Raw genomic sequence first — 19,192 nt, 5'->3', positions numbered from 1 at the left:
GCCTACGGCTCCGCATCACCCAGGACGGCAGCGAGCACTTCAGGGGGTCAATATTGCAAGCCGATACGGGGTCAGCTTTGAACGCCGTTTGACAGCAATACGGCCTTGATGCCTCAGCGGTATTGCTTGCGGCTTGGCTGTTAATGCCTGTCGAGCAGGTGGGCACTAGAGAGATGTGGTACTAAGATGGGCAGACTTGCTAATCCGAAGCACGAAGACTTTGCCAAGCTGGTGGCGGCTGGGATGCCGGCGCCCGACGCGCTTGCGAACTGTGGGTTCAAGTGGAATCCGACCTACGCAAAGCGCCTGTTGAGCCGCCCCGATGTCGCGGCGCGCGTGGTCGAGCACGGCGGACGGGCTCCGGCACCTCAGCTTGGCCCCGGCGGACCGACCCCGCATTACGTCCTCTCGGAGCTTGTGGGCCTGCTACAGCAGGCACGCGAAGCCGGGAACATTCGGCATGCTAACCAGACGCTTGAACTGATCGGCAAGGCCATCGGGATGTTCGGCGGCCAGAACGTCACATTCATATCGGATCGTAAGAGCGAAGGCGCGCCCATGGACGTAGCGACCCTGATCGCCAGCCTTAACAAGCTTCAGGCGCTACCGAGCCCCACGGAACCGCAATGAGATAACTGGCGGGCGTTTTTGACGCCGCGCCTGCCAGTGAGGCCGCAGCCGACGACCAACCGGCTGCGGCCTCTTTTCATTTCCAGGTCCTGCCGCTAATTTGGAACAAAGAAGGAACATGCAGGACGATCCGCCATGCCATACGCCACCGAAGCCGACCGTGCCGCCGCGCTCGATGTGCTGGAGCGGCACAAACCCACGCTGAGCGACGAAGAAATCGTGATCCTGATCCGGTTGGCGAACTCGGTCCTGACGAATTCGAACCTTGGTTCGTCCGAACTGCGGATGGCGCGGGTCGTGTGCGAGAGGTTGTTAGGCGCCGAACGGTCGGAGTAAGCTCGTAACTAGCGCTCGTCGGGCGCTGGCTGCCGCGATCCGGACAGCGGGAGGGGATGTGCCGAAGACCTCGCTCTTTACGAAGCGCTTTTCCGAATTAGCCCAGCAAGTGGAAGCCATTGAGGCGAGTAAGGAACATGTTCGCTCGGAGAACGGAAGTTATAATAAGGTAGACGACGAGCTTTTTCTAAATTGGAAGGTCAAGGCGCGCAGCACGATTGTCTCAGTTTGCGGCGCCGAATCCGAACACCTAAGTACATTCAAGAAATCTGAAGAACTGCGGAGCTTTCGCGATAGATACGGCGAATTTAAGGAATTGCGGTCGATTTTTCTTGCTGCCAAAGAGGATTATGAGGGCGGCTATCTGAACTCCTTCCGCAACCTTGTGCAAGCGGAGGTATTTGGAAGCGAGCTTGATCAAGCTAGAGAGCTTATGTCGGGCGGCTACATTTCCGCGGCGGCCGTCATAGCGGGTACTGTCTTGGAGACCACGCTTCGGCAGCTTTGCCTTGATGCCTCAATAGATACGGGCAGCTTGAATAAGATGAACGAAGGATTGTGCAAAGCAGGCGAGTACAACTTGCTTGTGCAAAAACGGATAACTGCCTTAGCTGATATTCGAAACAACGCCGCGCACGGCCACTCAGGGCAGTTCACTCAAAGCGATGTTACCGACATGATAGCGTACATAGAGACCTTCGTGTCAGAACGCCTCTAAGAGCGACTTTCATGGCGGATAGATCTGGCAACATTGGCGATTTGGTGCGAAGCCTAAATGCGGAAGGCGACGCATATCTGAGGCAGTGGGTCGTGTGGCTAGGGGTCGCTTCTGCGGCAGGCACCGTGGCAATGATCTCGCTAGCTGCGCAACTACCAAATCCGGACCACGCATTGCAACTTCTGCTTCCGTCCCTCTGGCTATTTCTGGTGGGGATTCTATCTGCTGGCGTTTCGATCCTGCTTTTGTCAAAGCAACTGCACGAGAAGGCTGAGCATTTTGCGCAAGCACATAATAGGGATCAGGTTAAGGCGGCAATCGACAAGACCGTGGAGATAGTTGCCTCGCCGGCACACCTCGCGGAAGGCGCGAATGCGGGTCGCAACAGGCTCATTGAAGAGTACGCGACGTGCGATTCACGGGCCGAAGCGGCCTGGGACAGACAGACGCGGTGGGCGCGCGCTTGGATCGCGTCCGCCGTCCTGTCCTCCTCATGCTTCGTCGGCGGCATCGGGTGGCCGCTTGTGCAAGTCAGCTTCGGAACAACCCTTGTGCCATAGGGGATGGGCACGTCAGTGCGCTAGCGGTCACACTGTTCCATTTTTAGTCATTAAGCTGAGTCAGCTAAGGCACGGCCCGCCCCCTTAGATCAGGTATGGATTACGAAAAAAACATCTCCCTCTCCCGACCTTCATGAAGATTATGCCGAACAACATGATAGGGAGCCATCTCAATGAACTCTGAAAATAAATCGAAAGGCAAATCGTCTATACATATTTCGGCAACCACTGCAGAAAAATCTTTATCATAACAATCTTTCAAAACTTTCATATTTGTTGATGGAAAACTATCTTTGAACTCGCGATTATATTTCGGCTGAAAATACCTTATCATCGATGCCTCGTATAGAGTTATCCGTTCAATTTCGCTTGTGTCGAATAATTTTGCTGACCCGTTTTCAATTCGCGCGGACGTATCCTCTTGGTTTAAGGCAAATGGATTGAACAGGGTAATAATTCTATTATCCGGCTGTATCTCCAAAAGCAGAACATCAAGGCGATAACCATCCTTTACGCCGCTAAGAGATATTTTTTGTAGAGTTTCATGCTTCAACAATCGATCCAGCGCGTTCCGGGAGCCATCCTTTCCATACGCCTGACCGATGTACTTTACCTCAAATCCAAGCCGAACCCCTTCCGCATGCAGTTTCAGCTGAACCGCAGTCATGTTGGGGAACACTCGCTCTCCGCCCTTTGTTAATACATAGTATCCGCCATTCTCGCATTTCAAAATGGCGCCACTTGGAATGTCGAAACTTATTTCATAATATTCCCCGAACACGCTGAGCTTAAAAAACAACAAATCGCCATCCTGCCGCACATCATGAAATGTTATCAACGGGCATTCGCCAATAATATAGATATGACATTTCTCAATAATGTCCGCAAATGCCTTCTTTAGATTGGGGTTGTAAATGTCTCGCGCCGGAAAATGTACATAACTATACGCATGCATCGATAATGCATGCTCTACGTCGTATAGCCTTTCTCCAAACATCGGGCGCTCCATCGTAAAGCGAATCGGCCTCGCGAACGTCCATCCTGGCCGGTATCGTTGAAACTATATAGCCACCTGCGGAAATCGATATTCTCATAGGGGCTGAACCTTCGCCAGCCACGACGCCAGCACACTGACGCTTTCGCCCGTGCCATAACCCGCGCTAACGCGCGATCCAACCGTGTGGCCCATGAGGCGTGCCATGATCTCGTGGGGCACCCCTGCGTTGCGGCAGGCATCGGCGAAGCGGTGCCGCAGACTGTGGAACGTGCGACTCTTGTCGGTGATCTTCGCCTTCTCACGGAGGATGCGAGCGAAGCGCTTACCGTATGGTCCGCCCAGCCGTCCGCGACCATCGGGCGCCAGTGTGGCGAAGAGGCGCGGCCCCGTGGAACGCTCCCGGTGCTTCAGGAAGCCCTCAGCGATCATCGTGGGGTGCAGCGGCACGGTGCGAGCGCTGGACTCGTTCTTGACCTTCTTGTCGCCTGAGTCGTTGACGCTGATAACCCAGGTTGTGCCGTCCTGCCGTACGTCGTCCCTGGATAGCTGGCACACCTCTTCCACCCGCAAGCCGTGGTACAGCGCGATGCGCGGAATCCAATAGTCGTCTTCTGTGGCCCCGTGCGCCGCGTCGATAGCCGCGAACAGGGTTGCCAGTTCCTCGCGGCTGAAAGGCTTCCGGCGCTCGCGGTCGCTGATCTTGCCCTTCACCTTTGGAAAGCGGATACCGGCCGCTGGGTTGGTTTCGATGAATCCCGCTCCCTCCGCATAGCGCAAGAGGGTGGCCAGCCCGGTGACGTGCTTCGTTACTGTCCGCGGTGTGATGGGCGGTAAACCCTTTGCCGCGCCTAGGCGGATTGCGTCGTGCAATTTGGCTTCGCGGATGTCAGCGCGGGTGCTGTTCGGCAGCTTCCCGATGGCGTCCTTGAATGCCCGGATATGCGCCTTCGTGATCTCCGTTATCGGAAGATCGCCATGCAGTTGCGCGAAGCGATTCGCCACATACCGGTATTGCTCGACGTGCTGCGGGGGTGCCTCCGTCTCCTTCGCCCACCGGGACACGATCTCGCCGAGGTTGGGCGCGCTCGCTGCCTCAGGCTCGCCTTCGGGCGTCGTGACCACCCCCAGCTTGCCTAGGGTCCGCTCTTTGCGGGTCACCTGTTCTAGGAGCGTATCAATCGACGCGCGCGCCTGCCTTAGCTCTAGCTCCAGGTCCTCCCGCTCCAGGTCCTCCCGCTCCCGTGGCCATTCCGGATCTTCGCGGATCTTTTCATTCTGGCGCATCCCGTTCAGCAGGTGCGGCTTTGAATCTAGAAGGCTCTGAAGCTCATCCCGCGCAGCCCGAACGTAGGGCAGGCTGTCGCGGTCATGTGCGGCCTCAGCCTCTAGAGCGTCAACACCTCCTGCGGCTAGGACCAATGCGCGCTCATCAGGCGGCAGGAGCTTCGCAAGCTCGTCGGCGTGCTGGCGCGTGCGCTGGCGTTCAAGCTCACGGCGGTGCACCTCGATGAGTGAATCGTGTTCCTGTCCCCTTGCCCTTGCCTTCTGCTCAGCGAGTCGCCCATCGCTGGTACCTAGGGCCTCTTTCCAGAGAGGGCGCGGGAACAGGTGAGCTACATCGGAAGGGATTCGGCGCTTGTAGTAGAAGCGTCCGGCTATGGTCGTCAGGTGGCTGCCCATGGTCGGTGTGTACCGCTCTGTGCACTGGTCTGTGCACCGACCCTAGAACGACAAAGCCCGGAAACCCTTAACATATTGGGCTTCCGGGCTGATTTTGTGGTGCGGTCGAGAAGACTCGAACTTCCACGAGGTTTCCCCCACAGCGACCTCAACGCTGCGCGTCTACCAATTCCGCCACGACCGCATTCAAATCCCCGGCAGGCCGGGGTGAGCGCGGGAGATAGCAAATTGCGCACGGCCGATCAAGGACGGCTTCTCGTCTCGGCCGGTCTGCGCGTCACAACGCCGCTCGACGGCATCAGGGAGCAAGCATGACGTTCGAAACCATCGACTACGCCGTCTCCGACCGGGTCGCGGAGATCACCATGCGCCGTGCGCCGGTGAACGCGATCAACCACCAGCTCACCGAGGAAATCAACGCCGCCTATCGGCTGGCGAAGGACGACCCCGGCGTGCGTGCCGTGATCCTCACCAGCGCCTTCGACAACGCCTTCAGCGCCGGCATGGATCTCGCGATGATTCGCGGCGGCAGCGGCCTCGACCTCAGGCGCTTCCTGGAGAAGCTCTATTTCGAGATGCACGACCTGCAGTACCGCATGGGCAAGCCGACCATCGCCGCGCTGACCGGCCCGGCCCGCGCCGCGGGCGTCACCCTGGCCGTCTCCTGCGACGTGCTCATCGCCAGCGAGACGGCCAGCCTCGGCTATCCGGAGATAGACGTCGGCGTCATCCCCGCGATGCATTTCGTCCACCTGCCCCGCCAGATCGGGCGGCACAAGGCGTTCGAGTTGCTGTTCGGCGGAAAGCCCATCTCGGCACACGAGGCGGAGAAGCATGGGCTGGTGAACCGCGTCGTGCCGCAGGCGAAGGTGAAAGAGGAGGCACGCGCGCTCGCCCGCGAGTTCGCGTCGAAGTCGCCGGTGGTGATGCGCCTCGCCCGCGATTCGTTCATGCGTGCGAACGATTTCGAGTACCGCCGGGCGATCGAGAACGTCGTGGAGACGATCTGCAACATCATCGAGACCGAAGACGCCCAGGAAGGCCTGGCCGCGTTCAACGAGAAGCGGCCGCCTCGCTGGTAGGGCCTGCTCGCAAATAAAGTCCCGCCGCCGCTCGACTACTCGCAGGCCCGCAGCTTCAGGCTGCCGGGCAGGCGGGTGGCGGAGTCGCCGCAGGCGTCGTCCAGCTGACTCTGCGACAGGCCGTCGGCCCCCGTCAGGTCGGCCCCGGGCAGGCGGGCGAGCCGCAGGTCGGCATCGCCCAGCCTCGCCCCGCGCAGGTCTGCGCCGGCCAGGTCAGCACGCTTCAGGTTGGCGCGCGAAAGATTGACGCCCTGCGCCTTCACGCCACGCATGTTGGTGCGGTCGAGGTCGGCCCGGTTGAGGTTCGCCTTGGTGAGGATCGCGCCTTCGAGGTCCGACCGTTCGGCGTCGAGTTCCTCGGCGAACACGCCGGCCAGGCTGGCACCGCGCAGGTTCGAGCGCTTCATCTCCGCCTGGCGCATGTCGGCCCCGTCGAAGACGGCCCCCTCGAACACGCCCTTCTCCGCATCGACCTCCCGGAAGTCGGCGCCGCCGAGCTTCGCGCCCGTGAGATCCGCCTTCTCGAGGTCGCTGCCGCGGAGCTCGGCACCGGAAAGGTCCGCACCCTGCAGGTTGGTCCGTTCGAAGCTCGCCCTGCGCAGGTCGGCGCCGCGCAGGCTCGCTCTTGCGAGGTTGGTTCCCTTGAGCTCGGCCTCGCGCAGGTTCGCCTTGTCGAGCCTGGCACCGCCGAGGTCCCTGTCGCGGAGCATCGCGCCGCGCAGGTCGCAGCCGCCGCACTGGCGCGAGGCGAGCAGCGCGTCGACCGCCTTCTGGTCGGCGGCGACCGCCGGCTGGTTGCCGTGCCAAGCGGCACCGGCCAGGAGGATTGCGACCAGTAGGCGTGGCGCGTTCATGCGGAAACTCCCGCGAAGGTGTCGAGCAGAACGATGCGTCCGTTTGCGCGGTTCCCGCATCGCGTGAGTTCGGGCCGGGCGCCGCTCAGGCGGTGACCCCCAGCTGGCGGGCGACGTGCGCCGCGGGCCGCCGCCGCCACTGGGCGAACACGACCAGCGCCAGGAGCAGAAGTCCCGGAATGTAGAACAGCTCCTTCGGCGGTCGTTCGACGGGCATCTCGATCGCCACGATGCGCCAGTCGAAATCGATTCCCGCCGTCTCCGCCGGACCGCCAAAACCGACATCGTCCACGGTCACGATCGATCCCTCCGCCACGACGGCGAGGCCGGCGCGGTCCATCAGCACGTCCCCGCCCGGCCCCGCCGAGGCCAGGGGCAGCAGCACGGTGCGCTTCACCTCGCGGCCGCCGACGGTTTCCCCCTCCACGACGAGCCGCAGCTCGGCGCCGTCTGGAGCGGCACGGACGACCTCTTCGAGCCGCGTCGGCTCCAGGCGCTGGAACGGCGGGTCGACCATGTCGAGCCAGAAGCCCGGCCTGAACAGCGTGAACGCCACCAGCAGCAGCGCCGCCGATTCCCAGAGCCGGCTGCGCGCCAGGAAGTAGCCCTGCGTCCCCGCAGCGAACAGCAGCATCGCCACCGTGGCCGAGACGAAGACGCCGATGGCGCCGACCCAGCCGACGTCGATCAGCAGCAGGTCGGTGTTGAAGATGAATAGAAACGGCAGGATCACCGTGCGGAGCGAGTAGAAGAACGCGGTCGCGCCGGTCTTCAGCGGGTCGCCGCGCGAAATCGCCGCCGCCGCGAAGGACGCCAGCCCCACCGGCGGCGTCACGTCGGCCATGATGCCGAAATAGAAGACGAACATGTGCACCGCGATCAGCGGCACGATCAATCCGCCCTGCGCGGCGAGTTGCACGACGACGCCCGCCATCAGCGACGACACGACGATGTAGTTCGCCGTCGTCGGCAGTCCCATGCCCAGGATCAGGCTGATGATCGCCGTGAAGATCAGCATCAGCAGCAGGTTGCCCGCGGAGATCAGCTCGACGAACTCCGCCATGACCTGCCCGACCCCGGTCAGCGTCACGGTGCCGACGATGATTCCGGCCGTCGCCGTGGCGATGCCGATGCCGACCATGTTGCGCGCACCGGAAATAAGCCCCGACAGCGTGTCGGCGAAGCCGGCGGCCAGCGCCTCTCCCAGGCGGCCTTCGCCACGGAACAGCTGCTTCAGCGGCCGCTGGGTCAGAAGGATGACGAGCAGCAGGCATACCGCCCAGAAGGCCGACAGGCCGGGCGAGTTGCGCTCGATCATGAGGAACCAGACGAGCACGACGATCGGCAGCAGGTAATAGAGGCCGGTCGCGAGGACGGGCAGCGGCCGCGGCAGATGCACGATCGGTTCGTCGGGATCGTCGAGTTCGAGATCCTCGCGCCGCGCCGCGAAGGCCACCAGGGCCACATAGACGGCCGCCGTCAGCGCGAGAAGGATCGGCGTGGACACCGTCCCCAGCGCCGCCTGCACGCCCGTAATGGCGTAGTAGACCGCGCCGGCGAGGATGATGATGCTGCTGATCGTGATGCCGGCCGTCACGACCGCCATCGGCAATGTCTTCTTCGGGCCGGACTTCGGGAGCACCGGCATGTCGTTCTTCATCGCCTCGAGGTGCACGAGGTAGAGAAGAGCGATGTAGGAAATGATCGCCGGCAGGAAGGCGTGCTTGACCACGTCGACATAGGGTATGCCGACATACTCGACCATCAGGAAGGCGGCGGCACCCATCACCGGCGGCATGATCTGACCGTTCACCGACGAGGCCACTTCCACCGACCCCGCCTTCTCGGCCGTGAAGCCGACGCGCTTCATCAGCGGAATCGTGAAGGTGCCGGTCGTGACCACGTTGGCGATCGACGAACCGGAGATGACGCCGGTCATCGCGGACGACAGCACGGCCGCCTTCGCCGGACCGCCGCGCAGATGCCCCAGCAGCGCGAAGGCGAGCTTGATGAAGAAGTTGCCGGCGCCCGCCTTGTCGAGCAGCGAGCCGAACAGGACGAACAGGAACACGAAGCTGGTCGACACGCCCAACGCGATGCCGAAGACGCCCTCGGTCGACAGCCACTGGTGGGTCATCGCCTTGGAGAAGGAGGCCCCCTTCCAGCGCACCACCTCGGGCAGGATGGGGTGGTTGCCGAAGAAGACGTAGGCGAGGAAAACCAGCGCCACCACCATCAGCGGCGGGCCGAGCGTCCGGCGGGTCGCCTCGAGGAGCAGGAGCATTCCCGCCCCCGCGGTCACCAGGTCCAGCGTGGTCGGCAGGCCCGAGCGGCGACCGAGTTCCTCGTAGAACAGGAAGAGGTAGGCGGCACAGAAGGCGCCGATCGCACCCAGCACCCAGTCCGGCGCCGGCACCCGGTCGCGCGGCGAGCGCATCAGCGCCGGATAGGCCGTGAAGGCGAGAAAGACGGCGAAGGCGAGATGGATGGAACGCGTCTCGGTGTCGTTCAGCACCGGCAGGAAGGTGATCATGAACGGCAGCGGCGAGGCGATCCACAGCTGGAACAGCGACCACGCCAGCGCCACGCCGGCGAGGATCCTTCCCGGGGCACCGACGGGCGAGCGTGCGCCGGTGTCGGCCGCCGCGACCATGTCCTGCAGGTTCGGCTCTGCATCCGGTGCAGTCCGCCGGTCCGGTGCCTGGTCCATCACGCCCCCTCATCCACCGCCCGCGACGCGGGCCTGACACCGAAAACGGGGAGGCCTGGGCCTCCCCGTCTCATGCTGCCGTCAGAGCCAGCCCTTCTCCTTGTAGTACTTCGCCGCGCCCTCGTGCACCGGCGACGAGAGGCCCTCCGTCACCATCGTCTTCGGGTCCAGGTTGCCCAGGGCCGGGTGCAACTGCTTGAAGTCGTCGAAGTTCTCGAAGATCGACTTCACGGTCTGGTACACGACCTCGTTCGGCACGTCCGAAGAGGACACGAGGATCGCGCCGACGCCGAATGTCGTGATGTCCTCGTCGGTGCCGCGATACATGCCGCCCGGAATCGTCGCCTTGCGGTAGTAGGGGTTCTCCGAAACGAGCTTATCGATCGCGGGCCCATCGACCGAGATGAGCCGCGACTCGCAGGAGGTTGTCGCCTCCTGGATCGAGCCGCTGGGGTGGCCGACGGTGAAGACGATGGCGTCGACCTTGTTGTCGCACAGCGCCTGCGCCTGCTCGGACGACTTCAGCTCGGACGCGAGCGCAAAATCGCCGACCTTCCAGCCGATGGCGTCCAGGACCACATCCATGGTGCCGCGCTGCCCCGAACCCGGGTTGCCGATGTTGACGCGCTTGCCCTTGAGATCCTCGAACGTCTTGATGCCCGAATCGGCGCGGGCGAGCACGGTGAAGGGCTCGGGATGCAGCGCGAAGACCGCGCGGAGCTTCTTGTCCGGACCCTGCTCCTTGAACTGCGACGATCCCTTGGAGGAATGATACTCCCAGTCCGACTGGACGATGCCGAACTCCAACTCGCCCTGCCGCAGGGCGTTCAGGTTGTAGATCGACCCGGCGGTCGATTCGACGGAGCAGCGGATACCGTGCTCCTTGCGGTTCTTGTTGACCAGCCGGCAGATCGCACCGCCCGCGGGATAGTAGACGCCCGTAACGCCGCCGGTGCCGATGCTGACGAAGCGCTGTTCGGCCGCCGTCGCCGTCCCGCCCGCCAGGACGGCCCCGATTCCAACGATAGCCGCCGCGGCAAGGCTCGCGAACACTGGTTTCATTCTGCACTCCCTCACTTGTCTGTTGACCGGTACCGATCGGCGGCTCCCTGCCGCAGATCGCCGAGCCACCCTCACCCTGACGAACGCCCCGCGGCGCCGCGAAGGTCCCAGGCCTTTTCGATCGTCCGTCACTTCAGGAATCCGCCGAGCAGGGCGCATAACTCAGCCTAGCAGCCGCTCCGCAGCGTGGCAAAAACGGCGGATGGTCGGTAGGATGCGCCCCCCACCGCCCTCGCCCGGTACATGCCGGCCAGGAGATCGCCAGCGATGAACATCAAGGACCATATCCGGGGCGTGCCGGATTTCCCGAAGCCCGGAATCCTGTTCTACGACATCTCCACCCTGCTCGCGAACGCCGGGGCCTGGCGGTACACGATCGACAAGCTGGCCGAGGCCATCAGGCCGTCTCGGCCGGATATGCTGGCGGGCATCGAGTCACGCGGCTTTCTCGTCGCTGCACCCCTCGCACTGGAACTCGGCATCGGCTTCACGATGATCCGGAAGAAGGGCAAGCTCCCGGGCCCGACGATTCCCTACACCTACGATCTGGAATACGGCTCTGACACGGTCGAGATCCAGAGCGACGCCGTCCATCCGGGGCAGCGCGTGGCGGTGCTGGACGACCTGCTCGCGACCGGCGGCACCATGGCCGCGGGCGTAGAGCTTCTGCGCAGCGTCGGCGCCGACGTGGTCGCCGGTGGATGCGTCATCGAGCTCAACTTCTTGGGCGGGCGCGCCAAACTCGACATCCCCTTCACGTCGCTGGTCTCCTACGACGACTGACGTCGCCCGCTCACGCTTCGTGCGACAGCCTCGCCAGAACGCGTTCCAGTGCGGGTAGCTCGTCCGGGCGGTTCGTGGCCAGCCTGGTGCGCAGGACGTCGAGCGCGCCGGTGCGCCGGGCGATGCGCGCCGTCGCCGTCCGGTCGGCCCGCCACGCCCAGTCGAGCTGCGGCCGGACGAGATCGCGGAACGGGCCTGTCCCGTGACCCCAGACAGCGAGCGCCAGTTCGAGCCGCGGAAACAGGATCTCGCGCTCGGCAGGTCCCGTGAGCATGGACATCTCGACGAGACGGGCGACAGCCCCCGCGTCACGCGTTGCCATTTGCTCCAGGATGGCGAGCCGGAGCCACCCGTGCGGGCTCGCGGGGGCCTGAGCCAGTGCGGAAATAATCGCCGCCCGGGCCGGTGCGAGGTCGCGCTCCGCGACGACGATGCGCATCCGCTCGGCCCGCAGCAGCAGGGCCAGGCCCAGGTCGGTGCCGGTCCGGCCGCGCGCATGCCAGTTCAGTGCGGCGCGGCGCGACTCTGCCAGCCGCTCCAGTTCGGCCGCCGAGACGGACACCCGCTCGAGGACACGGCGCAGGATGGGATCGCCGGGGATCAACAGAATGCCGGCGACGAGGCGCGGCACCGCCATCGCGATCAGCGCCGCCGCCGCGGTCGCAACGACGGCGGCCGGCACCCAGCGGCGCCGCAAGGCGGCCGCAGACATCAGTTCGCGTAGTAGCGGCGGGCGGCACCGTAATAGTAGCCGGAGTCGCCGTAGCCGTAGCGGGCGTGCTTCTTCACGTTCACCTGCGACAGCACCGCTCCCGCCACGTGCGCACCGGTTTCGCGCACCTGCTTCACGCCCATCGCGGCGACCTCGCGTGGCGTGATCGCCCAGCGGATGACGAAGATGGTGGTATCGGTCAGCCGCGCCAGGATCCGCGCTTCCGACACGGCGAGAACCGGCGGCGAATCGATGACCACCAGGTCGTAGCGTTCCCGAAGGTCGGCCAGGAGCGACCGCATCTGGGCCGACGCGAACAGATCGGGCGGGCTCGTCGGCCGCTCGCCGGCCGGCAGGATATCGAGCCCCGTGTCGTCGTCATGCTTCACCGCCTCGTCGAACGTCGCCGCACGCGCCAGCACCTCGACCAGCCCCGGCTGGCCGCCGACGCCGAGGGCGGTATCGACGCGCGGGCGTCGGAGGTCGCCGTCGACCAGCAGGACTTTACGTCCCGACCGGGCCATCAGTCGCGCCATCGAGATCGCGACGGTCGACTTCCCCTCGCGCGGAATCGACGACGTGACCAGCACCGTCTTGGGCGGCTGGTCGACGTTCGACAGCAGCAGGGCCGTGTGCAGCGTGCGGAGCGATTCCGCGAAGGCCGATGTCGGCCGGTTGACGACGTAACTCTCCGGGTTGCGACCGACGCTCCGCCATCCGGTGAGGAGCGGAACGAGCCCGAGCCCCGGCACGCCGAGGGCGGATTCGATCTGGTCGCTGCTCCGGAAGCCGGGGTCGAGCCGTTCCAGCAGGAAGACGATCGCGACCGAGGCCGCCAGCGCGGCGAGGCCGGCGCCGGCCAGCATGAGTTTCGTGCGCGGGAAGGCCGGGTACTCGGGAATGTCGGCGCGCGAGATGACGCGCGCATCCGGCTGCTGGAGATTCTCCTGCGCCGTCGTCTCCTTCAGTCTGGCGAGGAAGTTCTCGAACAGGGAGCGGTTCGCGGTCGCCTCCCGCTCCAGCGCACGCAGGCGGACCTCGGAAGAGTTGGCGCGCCCCATGTTCTGCTTGAGCGCGTCGAGGCCGCTGACGAGGGTGCCTTCGCGTGCCCGTGCGACCTCGGCTTCGTTGCGCAGGCCCTGGACGATCTGGCGGACCTCGCTCGCGATCTTGGCCTTGATGTCATCGAGTTCGGCGCGCACGCCGATCATGCGTGGATGCTTCACGCCATACTGCTGCGAAAGGTCGGCCGCACGGCGCAGCACCTCGGCCTCCTGCTCCTTGAGCCGCTGGATCAGCGGCGAGCGCAGCACCTCGGCGGCGGACTCGGTGCCGCCGCGGCTGCTCACCAGAGACTGGACCTGCCGGAGCCGCGCCTCGGCCTCGGCGCGTTCGCCGCGCGCCAGGATGAGTTGCGTGTTGAGCTCCGAGACCTGCTGCGACGCGACCGTCACGCCCTTGCCTTCGATCAGGCCGGCCTGCTGGCGGAACGCCTCGACCGCCTGCTCCGATTCAACGACCCTCTCGCGCAGCTCGGCGACACGTTCGTTCAGCCAGGTCGTCGCCAGCCGGGTCGCCTCGTATTTCGCCTCGAGCTGCTCGACGAGATAGAGTTCCGCCAACGCGTTCGCCACGCGCGCCGACGTGTCCTGGGCAGCGCTGGTGAAGGAGATCGCGATGACCCGCGACCGTCCTTCGGCGGCAACGTCGAGTCTGTCCAGGAACGTGTCGACGATGCGTGCGCGTTCATGCTCGAGACGTTCCTCCTCCGACACGGTCGCCTCGCCGCGCGCCTCGACCAGTTCCCGAAGATCCGGCCCGAGCCATTCCATGATCCGTGTCCAGGTGGGCTCGCCGACCCAGACTTGCGGATCGAGCCAGCCGTTCCTGTCCAGCCACGGCCGCGGGTCGAGCGCGGCCAGCAGCGCATTGCGCGGCCGCAGTTCGGCGTTGAACTCCGGATCGTCCGCAAGGCCGAGGCGGGCGATCACCTTCTCCGCCAGGGCTCGCGAGGCGATGACCCGCAACTCGCTCTCGATGGTTTCCCGCTCCCCGGAAAGACCCGAGAGGACCTCCTCGACGTCGGCGACCCGCGACTGCCGCGGCTCGATCATCACATGCGTCGTCGCCGTGTAGACGGGCGTCAACTGCAGGATGACGATCGCCGCGACGAGACTGAACAGGATGGTCAGGCCGCCGATGGTCCAACGACGGCGTGCCAGACGGCGGAACATCGCGCGTGCGTCGTCGCCGACGACGGGCAGGCCGGCGAAGGGCAGCCGGACGCTCGGATAGCCCGAAGGCCCCGGGAGGGCGGTGACGTGGTCCTTCACTGGACTGCCTCTTGGCGGGTTGACCGCACGGCGGCGCGTGGCGGGTACATGCTGCGGGAGATCAGAAGAACCGTTCGGGAATCTCGATGATGTCGCCCGGCATGACCGCCGTGGTCTGGCTCGCAGCCTGCCGGGACGCCGCGCGGACGATCACGACGTTGTCGGTCCGCGCCCGATAGGTGAAACCGCCCGCCAGCGCGACCGCCTGGACGACCGTCATGCCGTTGACGAACGGATAGCTCCCTGGGGATTTGACCTCGCCGAGGATGTAGAATGGACGATAGTTCGCGACCTGGATGCTGATCTTCGGATCCAGCAGATAGTCGGGGTGAAGACGGTCGGCGATCGCCTTCTCGGCCTCACGCAAGGTCAGATTGCCGAGCGGGATGTCGCCGAGCAGCGGCAGCGACACCTTGCCTTCTCCGTCCAGTTCGAACTCGCCCGAAAGGTCGTCTTCGCCGAAGACGGTCACGCTGATCTTGTCCTGGGAACCGAGCCGGTATTCCTGCGCGGCGGCTCCCCATGCGCCGAATGCCGTCAACAGAATGGCCAGCGCCATCAGTCTGATCGTTCGCATCGCACCTCTCGCATCCTGCGTCGGGCGTCCCGCCGGGTCCCGGGGTCTCACAGCCTTCCGGTGACCGTCAGCATCATCCGGTTGTCGTCATAGTCCGTCCCGGCCGCCTCGCCGTTCGACTCGCGGCGCTCGTATGTGTAGGTCGCACCGAGACTCAGATGCCGGTTCGCCTGCCAGAGGGCGCCGGCCCTGGCGAGGTACACATCGTCGTCCCGGTCGATCCCCTCATACTCCTGGAGGTAGTAGGCGAGGCCGGCGCGCAGAACGAGGTTGCGCAGCAGTTCGTGGTCCAGCGTCGCGCCTACGCTGGTCGACCAGAATCCTTCGGCCGTGTTGACGCTCGTTTCCTCGATCTGCCGCTGGACCGTGATCTGGCCGGTGGTGATCGGCGTGAAGTTCGACGTCAGCTGCCCGCCGAAGGCGAACCCGCCGATGCTGTCGAGCCGGTCGTCCTCGTACCACTGGGTGCGATAGCCTGCGAAGACGTTGCCGAAGGTAACGCCGGTCAGGTCGAACTCGGATCCGACGACGACCTCGATACCGTCCGAATCCCGGTCGATACCGAAGTCGTCGCGCCCCAGCCGATAGTCGCGCACGTTGTACACCGCGCGGACGAAGGCCTGATAGGCGGGGACGATCTCGTAGTTGGCTTGGGCTGCCGCCACCCAGACGTCCCGGTCGCGATCGTCGTTGTTGACATGGCCGGCGCCACCGGCCCGGACATCGTCGAAATCGAGCCTGACGAACCGGGCTTCTCCCGTAAGGGTCAGGCGGTTGAGGCGATGACTGCCGCCGACGTTCACGCTGGCGCGGTCATACTGTGTCGGCTCCACGCCGACCGCGCCGTCCGGCGATCCACGGTCCTCGTGCAGTTCCTCGTAGCGCATCCCGCCGAACAGCTGAGTGGCCCGCGTCATGTCCAGGCGGCCGGACGTTTCCACGCCCCAGTCGGTGTAGTCTTCGCCTGTGTTGTCGAAGTAGCGGCCCGCATCCAGGTTTGCCCGGAGCACCAGTTCATGGTTGTTCCAGTCGGATAGGACACGCACTTCGGGCGTCGCATGCGCCACCAAGTCCGCCTCGCGGTCCTTCTCCGTCCGAAAGATGTTGTCGTCGAACGCGATGCCCACGCCGACCGAGGGATAGATCAGGAACGATCCGAGCCGCGCGCCGATCGGGTCGAGTTCCGGCTTCTGGCGGGTCATCACGGTGACCTTGCGCTCGTCCTCTTCCTGCGCCGGCCCAGGCCCGGGTACGGACGCCGTCCCTTGCGCACGCGCCGGTACCGTGCCGACCGCCACGACGCAAATCGCGACTGCCACCGCCGTCGTGCAAGCCGTCGCTCGATTCATATCGAAATCACCTTAGGAAACTGCCCGACAGACCCACACTTGGTCCGCCTAGAGCTGGTTCGGGCTTCCGGTACGCGGCAGTTCCTGGCTGCCGGCACCGGAGATCCCACCCACCGCTCCGATGTCGGCCACGCCGACATCGCCTGTCGGCGTCTCAGGTCCCGCCGCTGTCTCGAGCGCGTCGGCCGCATCGGGATTGCAGGCCAGCGTGCCGCTCACCACCGCTTCCGACAGCGCCGCCGGAACGATGCTGAGCGCATAGGTCGCCACCGCCGCCGTCATCGTCGCGTCGGCCGGCGCGATGCATGCCGCGCCGGACATCAATGCCTCGACCTCGGCGGCGCTGGCATCCGGCGTCAGGCCGCGCCGCAGCAGTTCCGCGGTGCGCAACGGAACGACCAGCGCCGGCTGATCGTCGATCCGGATCGAGACCGCTCCGTCCGGCTGTACGGTCACCACCGTCAAAGCCGCGGAGATGCCCGGCGCCAGCAGAGCCGCTGCAGCGATCACGACGGCCCGCATGCTGTTGCACGTACCCATTGCCCCCCCTGTGGACGACACACGCGTCCCAGCCGACTTCGACGATCGGAAAGTGCAGGAAAGGTCGTGATTGTGTCAAGTTGCGTGCACGATCGCAACCTCTATAGGTCGCATCTGCGATGGGAAGGACACGTCGTGACAGGGCGGCTTTACGCCGGGAAAGCGCGAATTCCCGCCGGTCCTGTACTCCGCTATGCTAAGCTCGGCTCGATTGGCACTATCTCGAGCGGCCGAGACGGGATGCCCACCCGGCGCAGGGGGGCCAGCGTGTGATTTCTGCGGATCTGGATGATTTCATAGACAAGCTCAGATCGGCACCCGATCTGGCCGCGATCGCTACGATCCTCGAAGACGCGCTCAAGCGCTTCGGCTTCGATCGCTACGCTTATCTTCTCATTCACCCGCCCGGCGGTCCCTATGATCCCGTCTATATCGGCAACTATCCGGAGACCTGGAGCGAACACTACGTCGCGAACGACTATGTGAACATCGACCCGGTCATGCCGGCGGCGACGGCTGCGATCGTACCGATCAACTGGCAGGAACTTTATACCCGCCTTCCCGTCCGCAGCGCGCAACGGCGGGTGCTGGACGAAGCGGGGGACTTCGGCCTGCGCGGCGGCATCACCGTGCCCGTCCACGGCCCGGGATCCGGCTTCGCCACGATGAATGTCGCCGCCAACGTCCCCGACCAGAGCTTCGGCGAACTCTGGCGGCAGAATCGGCATCTGCTCCACCTGATCGCGCTCTACAGCCACGAAGCGGTGACCCGCGTCGGAACGGGGCCCGCACCGCGGAAGATCCCGCAGCTGGCGCCGCGCGAGCGGGAGTGCCTGCTCTGGACGGCCCGCGGCAAGACCGCCTGGGAGGTCGCCGGGATTCTCGGCCTCTCGCAGGAAACGGTCGTGCATTACCTGAAGGCGGCCGCTGCCAAGCTCGGCGTTCACAACAAGACCCATGCGGTCGTGAAGGCCATTCTGCTCGGGGTCATCCTGCCCTGACGGCCGACCAGAGGCGCGCGGACCGGCCGGCGTTCCGGGCGGTCCGCCCGCCTCTCCTCCGGCCGGCACACCGGGAGTCCCCAAATATGGCGGGCTGCCTCTAGACGGCAGCCGCCCCTTTAATCGTCGCCGAGAGACGAGCGAAGGGGCTTAGACCGTGATCCAGTGCCTGACCAATGACGACTGGAAGACCAACTCCCACGACATCCTCGAAATGCACCGCCTGCGGAGCCGCGTGTTCAAGGGGCGGCTCGACTGGGACGTGACCTCGGACAACGGTCTCGAATGGGACCGCTTCGACACGCTCGATCCGATCTACATCGTCGCCAACGACGATGCCGGCCGCGTTGCCGGCACGTGGCGGATGCTGCCCACCACCGGGCCATACATGCTGCGCGACGTCTTCCCGCAGCTGATGGACGGTCTCCCGCCCCCCGCCAGCCCGCGCATCTGGGAGGGCAGCCGCTTCGCCGTCGACTGCGACTATGACGGCAGCAAGGCCGGCCTCGCCGCCCTGAGCCGGACCACCGCCGAGATATTCTGCGCCGTCGTCGAACTGTCCATGGCGCTCGGCGCCGAAGAGCTCGTGACCGTGTACGACGCGCGAATCGCGCGCCTCCTGCCGCGGCTGGGCGTCGTCCCCACATGGCGCGGTACGCCCGTCCGCATCGGCAGCACCATCGCCATGGCGGGCCGCTTCGACATCAGCGACGACGTGCTGGCGACGATCCGCGAGCGGACAGGCCTCGCCGAGCCGGTCCTTCCGGCGCGCCTGCCCGCGCATGCCGCGTTGGCACCCGCGCCGATGTTCCCGGCCGCGCCCGCTCCGGTCCAACTGCGCGGAGCGTCGATCGGCACGGCGTCCGCACAGCCCATCGAGACGCCGATCCCCGCCAATGGGCAGCCCCGCTTCCAGGAAACCACCCGCATGGCGGAGCCCGCCCCGCAAAGGCGCGCCGCCTGAGCCCTTGTCCGACGAGTGCCCGAGAGAGGATCATATGAACATCGAACGCCTGAACCTCGACGACCAGACCTGCACGCCGGAGACCCTGAAGGGATGCCTCGACTATCTCTACCGGCAGGCGATGATGGCGGGTCTCAAGCTGCCGGCGCACTTCATCGGCGCCGCCGCGGAGGCGACCTCCGATATCATCGCGCGCGATTCCGACCATGGCGGCGGCCGGGCGCCGCCCCACCCGCCGCGCGCGGTCGGCGGCGGGGGTGGCGGCCGGGGGCGGGGGGGCCGCGGTACGACCCACCCCGCCAGC

19 protein-coding genes and 1 tRNA gene are annotated in these 19,192 nt (G+C 65.0%); 9 read left to right on the top strand and 11 right to left on the bottom strand.

Annotated elements, in window-relative coordinates; all coding sequences use genetic code 11:
• Window positions 1-186: 186 nt before the first annotated feature.
• The 4 genes from ABIE65_RS27190 (at window position 187) to ABIE65_RS27175 (ending at window position 2,244) form a co-directional block, all read left to right on the top strand.
• Window positions 187-630, top strand: coding sequence for a hypothetical protein (locus ABIE65_RS27190; RefSeq protein ID WP_354081896.1), 444 nt, complete (start codon window positions 187-189; stop codon window positions 628-630).
• Between the two features lie 135 nt (window positions 631-765).
• A complete protein-coding gene (locus ABIE65_RS27185; RefSeq protein ID WP_354081895.1) occupies window positions 766-966 on the top strand; it encodes a hypothetical protein in 201 nt (66 codons plus the stop codon).
• A 58-nt stretch (window positions 967-1,024) separates the two neighbouring features.
• Window positions 1,025-1,684 carry a hypothetical protein gene (locus tag ABIE65_RS27180; protein ID WP_354081894.1) on the top strand — a complete coding sequence of 220 codons (660 nt, stop codon included), beginning with the start codon at window positions 1,025-1,027 and terminating at the stop codon, window positions 1,682-1,684.
• Window positions 1,685-1,695: 11 nt separating this feature from the next.
• Window positions 1,696-2,244, top strand: a complete 549-nt coding sequence (locus ABIE65_RS27175; protein ID WP_354081893.1) for a hypothetical protein — start codon at window positions 1,696-1,698, stop codon at window positions 2,242-2,244.
• A gap of 100 nt (window positions 2,245-2,344) precedes the next feature.
• On the opposite strand, the gene ABIE65_RS27170 is transcribed toward ABIE65_RS27175, so the two are convergent.
• From ABIE65_RS27170 to ABIE65_RS27160, 3 genes are all read right to left on the bottom strand, one after another.
• A complete protein-coding gene (locus ABIE65_RS27170; protein WP_354081892.1) occupies window positions 2,345-3,253 on the bottom strand; it encodes a hypothetical protein in 909 nt (302 codons plus the stop codon).
• A gap of 81 nt (window positions 3,254-3,334) precedes the next feature.
• Window positions 3,335-4,921: a tyrosine-type recombinase/integrase gene (locus tag ABIE65_RS27165; protein ID WP_354081891.1), complete on the bottom strand. Its 1,587-nt coding sequence runs from the start codon at window positions 4,919-4,921 to the stop codon at window positions 3,335-3,337.
• A gap of 97 nt (window positions 4,922-5,018) precedes the next feature.
• Window positions 5,019-5,105: transfer RNA gene (locus ABIE65_RS27160), tRNA-Leu, on the bottom strand.
• A gap of 127 nt (window positions 5,106-5,232) precedes the next feature.
• Between ABIE65_RS27160 and ABIE65_RS27155 the strand changes: the two genes are divergently transcribed.
• The gene (locus tag ABIE65_RS27155; RefSeq protein WP_354081890.1) at window positions 5,233-6,003 is read left to right on the top strand and encodes an enoyl-CoA hydratase/isomerase family protein; all 771 of its coding nucleotides are present in this window, start codon (window positions 5,233-5,235) and stop codon (window positions 6,001-6,003) included.
• A gap of 35 nt (window positions 6,004-6,038) precedes the next feature.
• Here ABIE65_RS27155 and ABIE65_RS27150 read toward each other — a convergent pair whose 3' ends face one another.
• The 3 genes from ABIE65_RS27150 to ABIE65_RS27140 form a co-directional block, all read right to left on the bottom strand.
• Window positions 6,039-6,857 (bottom strand): pentapeptide repeat-containing protein, encoded by an 819-nt coding sequence (locus ABIE65_RS27150; protein WP_354081889.1) that lies wholly within the window; start codon window positions 6,855-6,857, stop codon window positions 6,039-6,041.
• 85 nt (window positions 6,858-6,942) lie between these two features.
• Entirely contained in the window at window positions 6,943-9,567 is a 2,625-nt protein-coding gene (locus ABIE65_RS27145; RefSeq protein WP_354081888.1) for a TRAP transporter permease, read from the bottom strand.
• Window positions 9,568-9,648: 81 nt separating this feature from the next.
• Complete coding sequence (locus tag ABIE65_RS27140; protein ID WP_354081887.1) at window positions 9,649-10,629, bottom strand: TAXI family TRAP transporter solute-binding subunit; 981 nt, start codon at window positions 10,627-10,629, stop codon at window positions 9,649-9,651.
• Between the two features lie 267 nt (window positions 10,630-10,896).
• Between ABIE65_RS27140 and ABIE65_RS27135 the strand changes: the two genes are divergently transcribed.
• The gene (locus tag ABIE65_RS27135; RefSeq protein ID WP_354081886.1) at window positions 10,897-11,412 is read left to right on the top strand and encodes an adenine phosphoribosyltransferase; all 516 of its coding nucleotides are present in this window, start codon (window positions 10,897-10,899) and stop codon (window positions 11,410-11,412) included.
• A 10-nt stretch (window positions 11,413-11,422) separates the two neighbouring features.
• On the opposite strand, the gene ABIE65_RS27130 is transcribed toward ABIE65_RS27135, so the two are convergent.
• The 5 genes from ABIE65_RS27130 to ABIE65_RS27110 all read right to left on the bottom strand — a co-directional run bounded on the left by ABIE65_RS27130 (window position 11,423) and on the right by ABIE65_RS27110 (window position 16,923).
• Window positions 11,423-12,124 (bottom strand): hypothetical protein, encoded by a 702-nt coding sequence (locus ABIE65_RS27130; RefSeq protein WP_354081885.1) that lies wholly within the window; start codon window positions 12,122-12,124, stop codon window positions 11,423-11,425.
• Window positions 12,124-14,457, bottom strand: a complete 2,334-nt coding sequence (locus ABIE65_RS27125) for a GumC family protein (RefSeq protein ID WP_354081884.1) — start codon at window positions 14,455-14,457, stop codon at window positions 12,124-12,126. The genes ABIE65_RS27130 and ABIE65_RS27125 overlap by 1 nt, the downstream gene beginning before the upstream one ends.
• A gap of 61 nt (window positions 14,458-14,518) precedes the next feature.
• The gene (locus ABIE65_RS27120; protein WP_354081883.1) at window positions 14,519-15,034 is read right to left on the bottom strand and encodes a polysaccharide biosynthesis/export family protein; all 516 of its coding nucleotides are present in this window, start codon (window positions 15,032-15,034) and stop codon (window positions 14,519-14,521) included.
• Window positions 15,035-15,081: 47 nt separating this feature from the next.
• Window positions 15,082-16,353 carry an outer membrane beta-barrel protein gene (locus ABIE65_RS27115; protein ID WP_354081882.1) on the bottom strand — a complete coding sequence of 424 codons (1,272 nt, stop codon included), beginning with the start codon at window positions 16,351-16,353 and terminating at the stop codon, window positions 15,082-15,084.
• A gap of 78 nt (window positions 16,354-16,431) precedes the next feature.
• The gene (locus tag ABIE65_RS27110) at window positions 16,432-16,923 is read right to left on the bottom strand and encodes a hypothetical protein (protein ID WP_354081881.1); all 492 of its coding nucleotides are present in this window, start codon (window positions 16,921-16,923) and stop codon (window positions 16,432-16,434) included.
• A gap of 269 nt (window positions 16,924-17,192) precedes the next feature.
• On the opposite strand from ABIE65_RS27110, the gene ABIE65_RS27105 reads away from it, so the two are divergent.
• The 3 genes from ABIE65_RS27105 to ABIE65_RS27095 form a co-directional block, all read left to right on the top strand.
• A complete protein-coding gene (locus tag ABIE65_RS27105; RefSeq protein WP_354081880.1) occupies window positions 17,193-17,924 on the top strand; it encodes a LuxR family transcriptional regulator in 732 nt (243 codons plus the stop codon).
• A 157-nt stretch (window positions 17,925-18,081) separates the two neighbouring features.
• The gene (locus ABIE65_RS27100) at window positions 18,082-18,888 is read left to right on the top strand and encodes an acyl-homoserine-lactone synthase (protein WP_354081879.1); all 807 of its coding nucleotides are present in this window, start codon (window positions 18,082-18,084) and stop codon (window positions 18,886-18,888) included.
• A 34-nt stretch (window positions 18,889-18,922) separates the two neighbouring features.
• Window positions 18,923-19,192: hypothetical protein (locus ABIE65_RS27095; protein ID WP_354081878.1), on the top strand; the 270-nt coding region annotated here is incomplete at its 3' end.

The sequence above is a fragment of the Constrictibacter sp. MBR-5 genome (genome assembly GCF_040549485.1).
GTDB lineage: Bacteria > Pseudomonadota > Alphaproteobacteria > JAJUGE01 > JAJUGE01 > Constrictibacter.
Note: the sequence above shows the minus strand (reverse complement) of the source record. Positions and strands in the feature narration are given on the sequence as shown.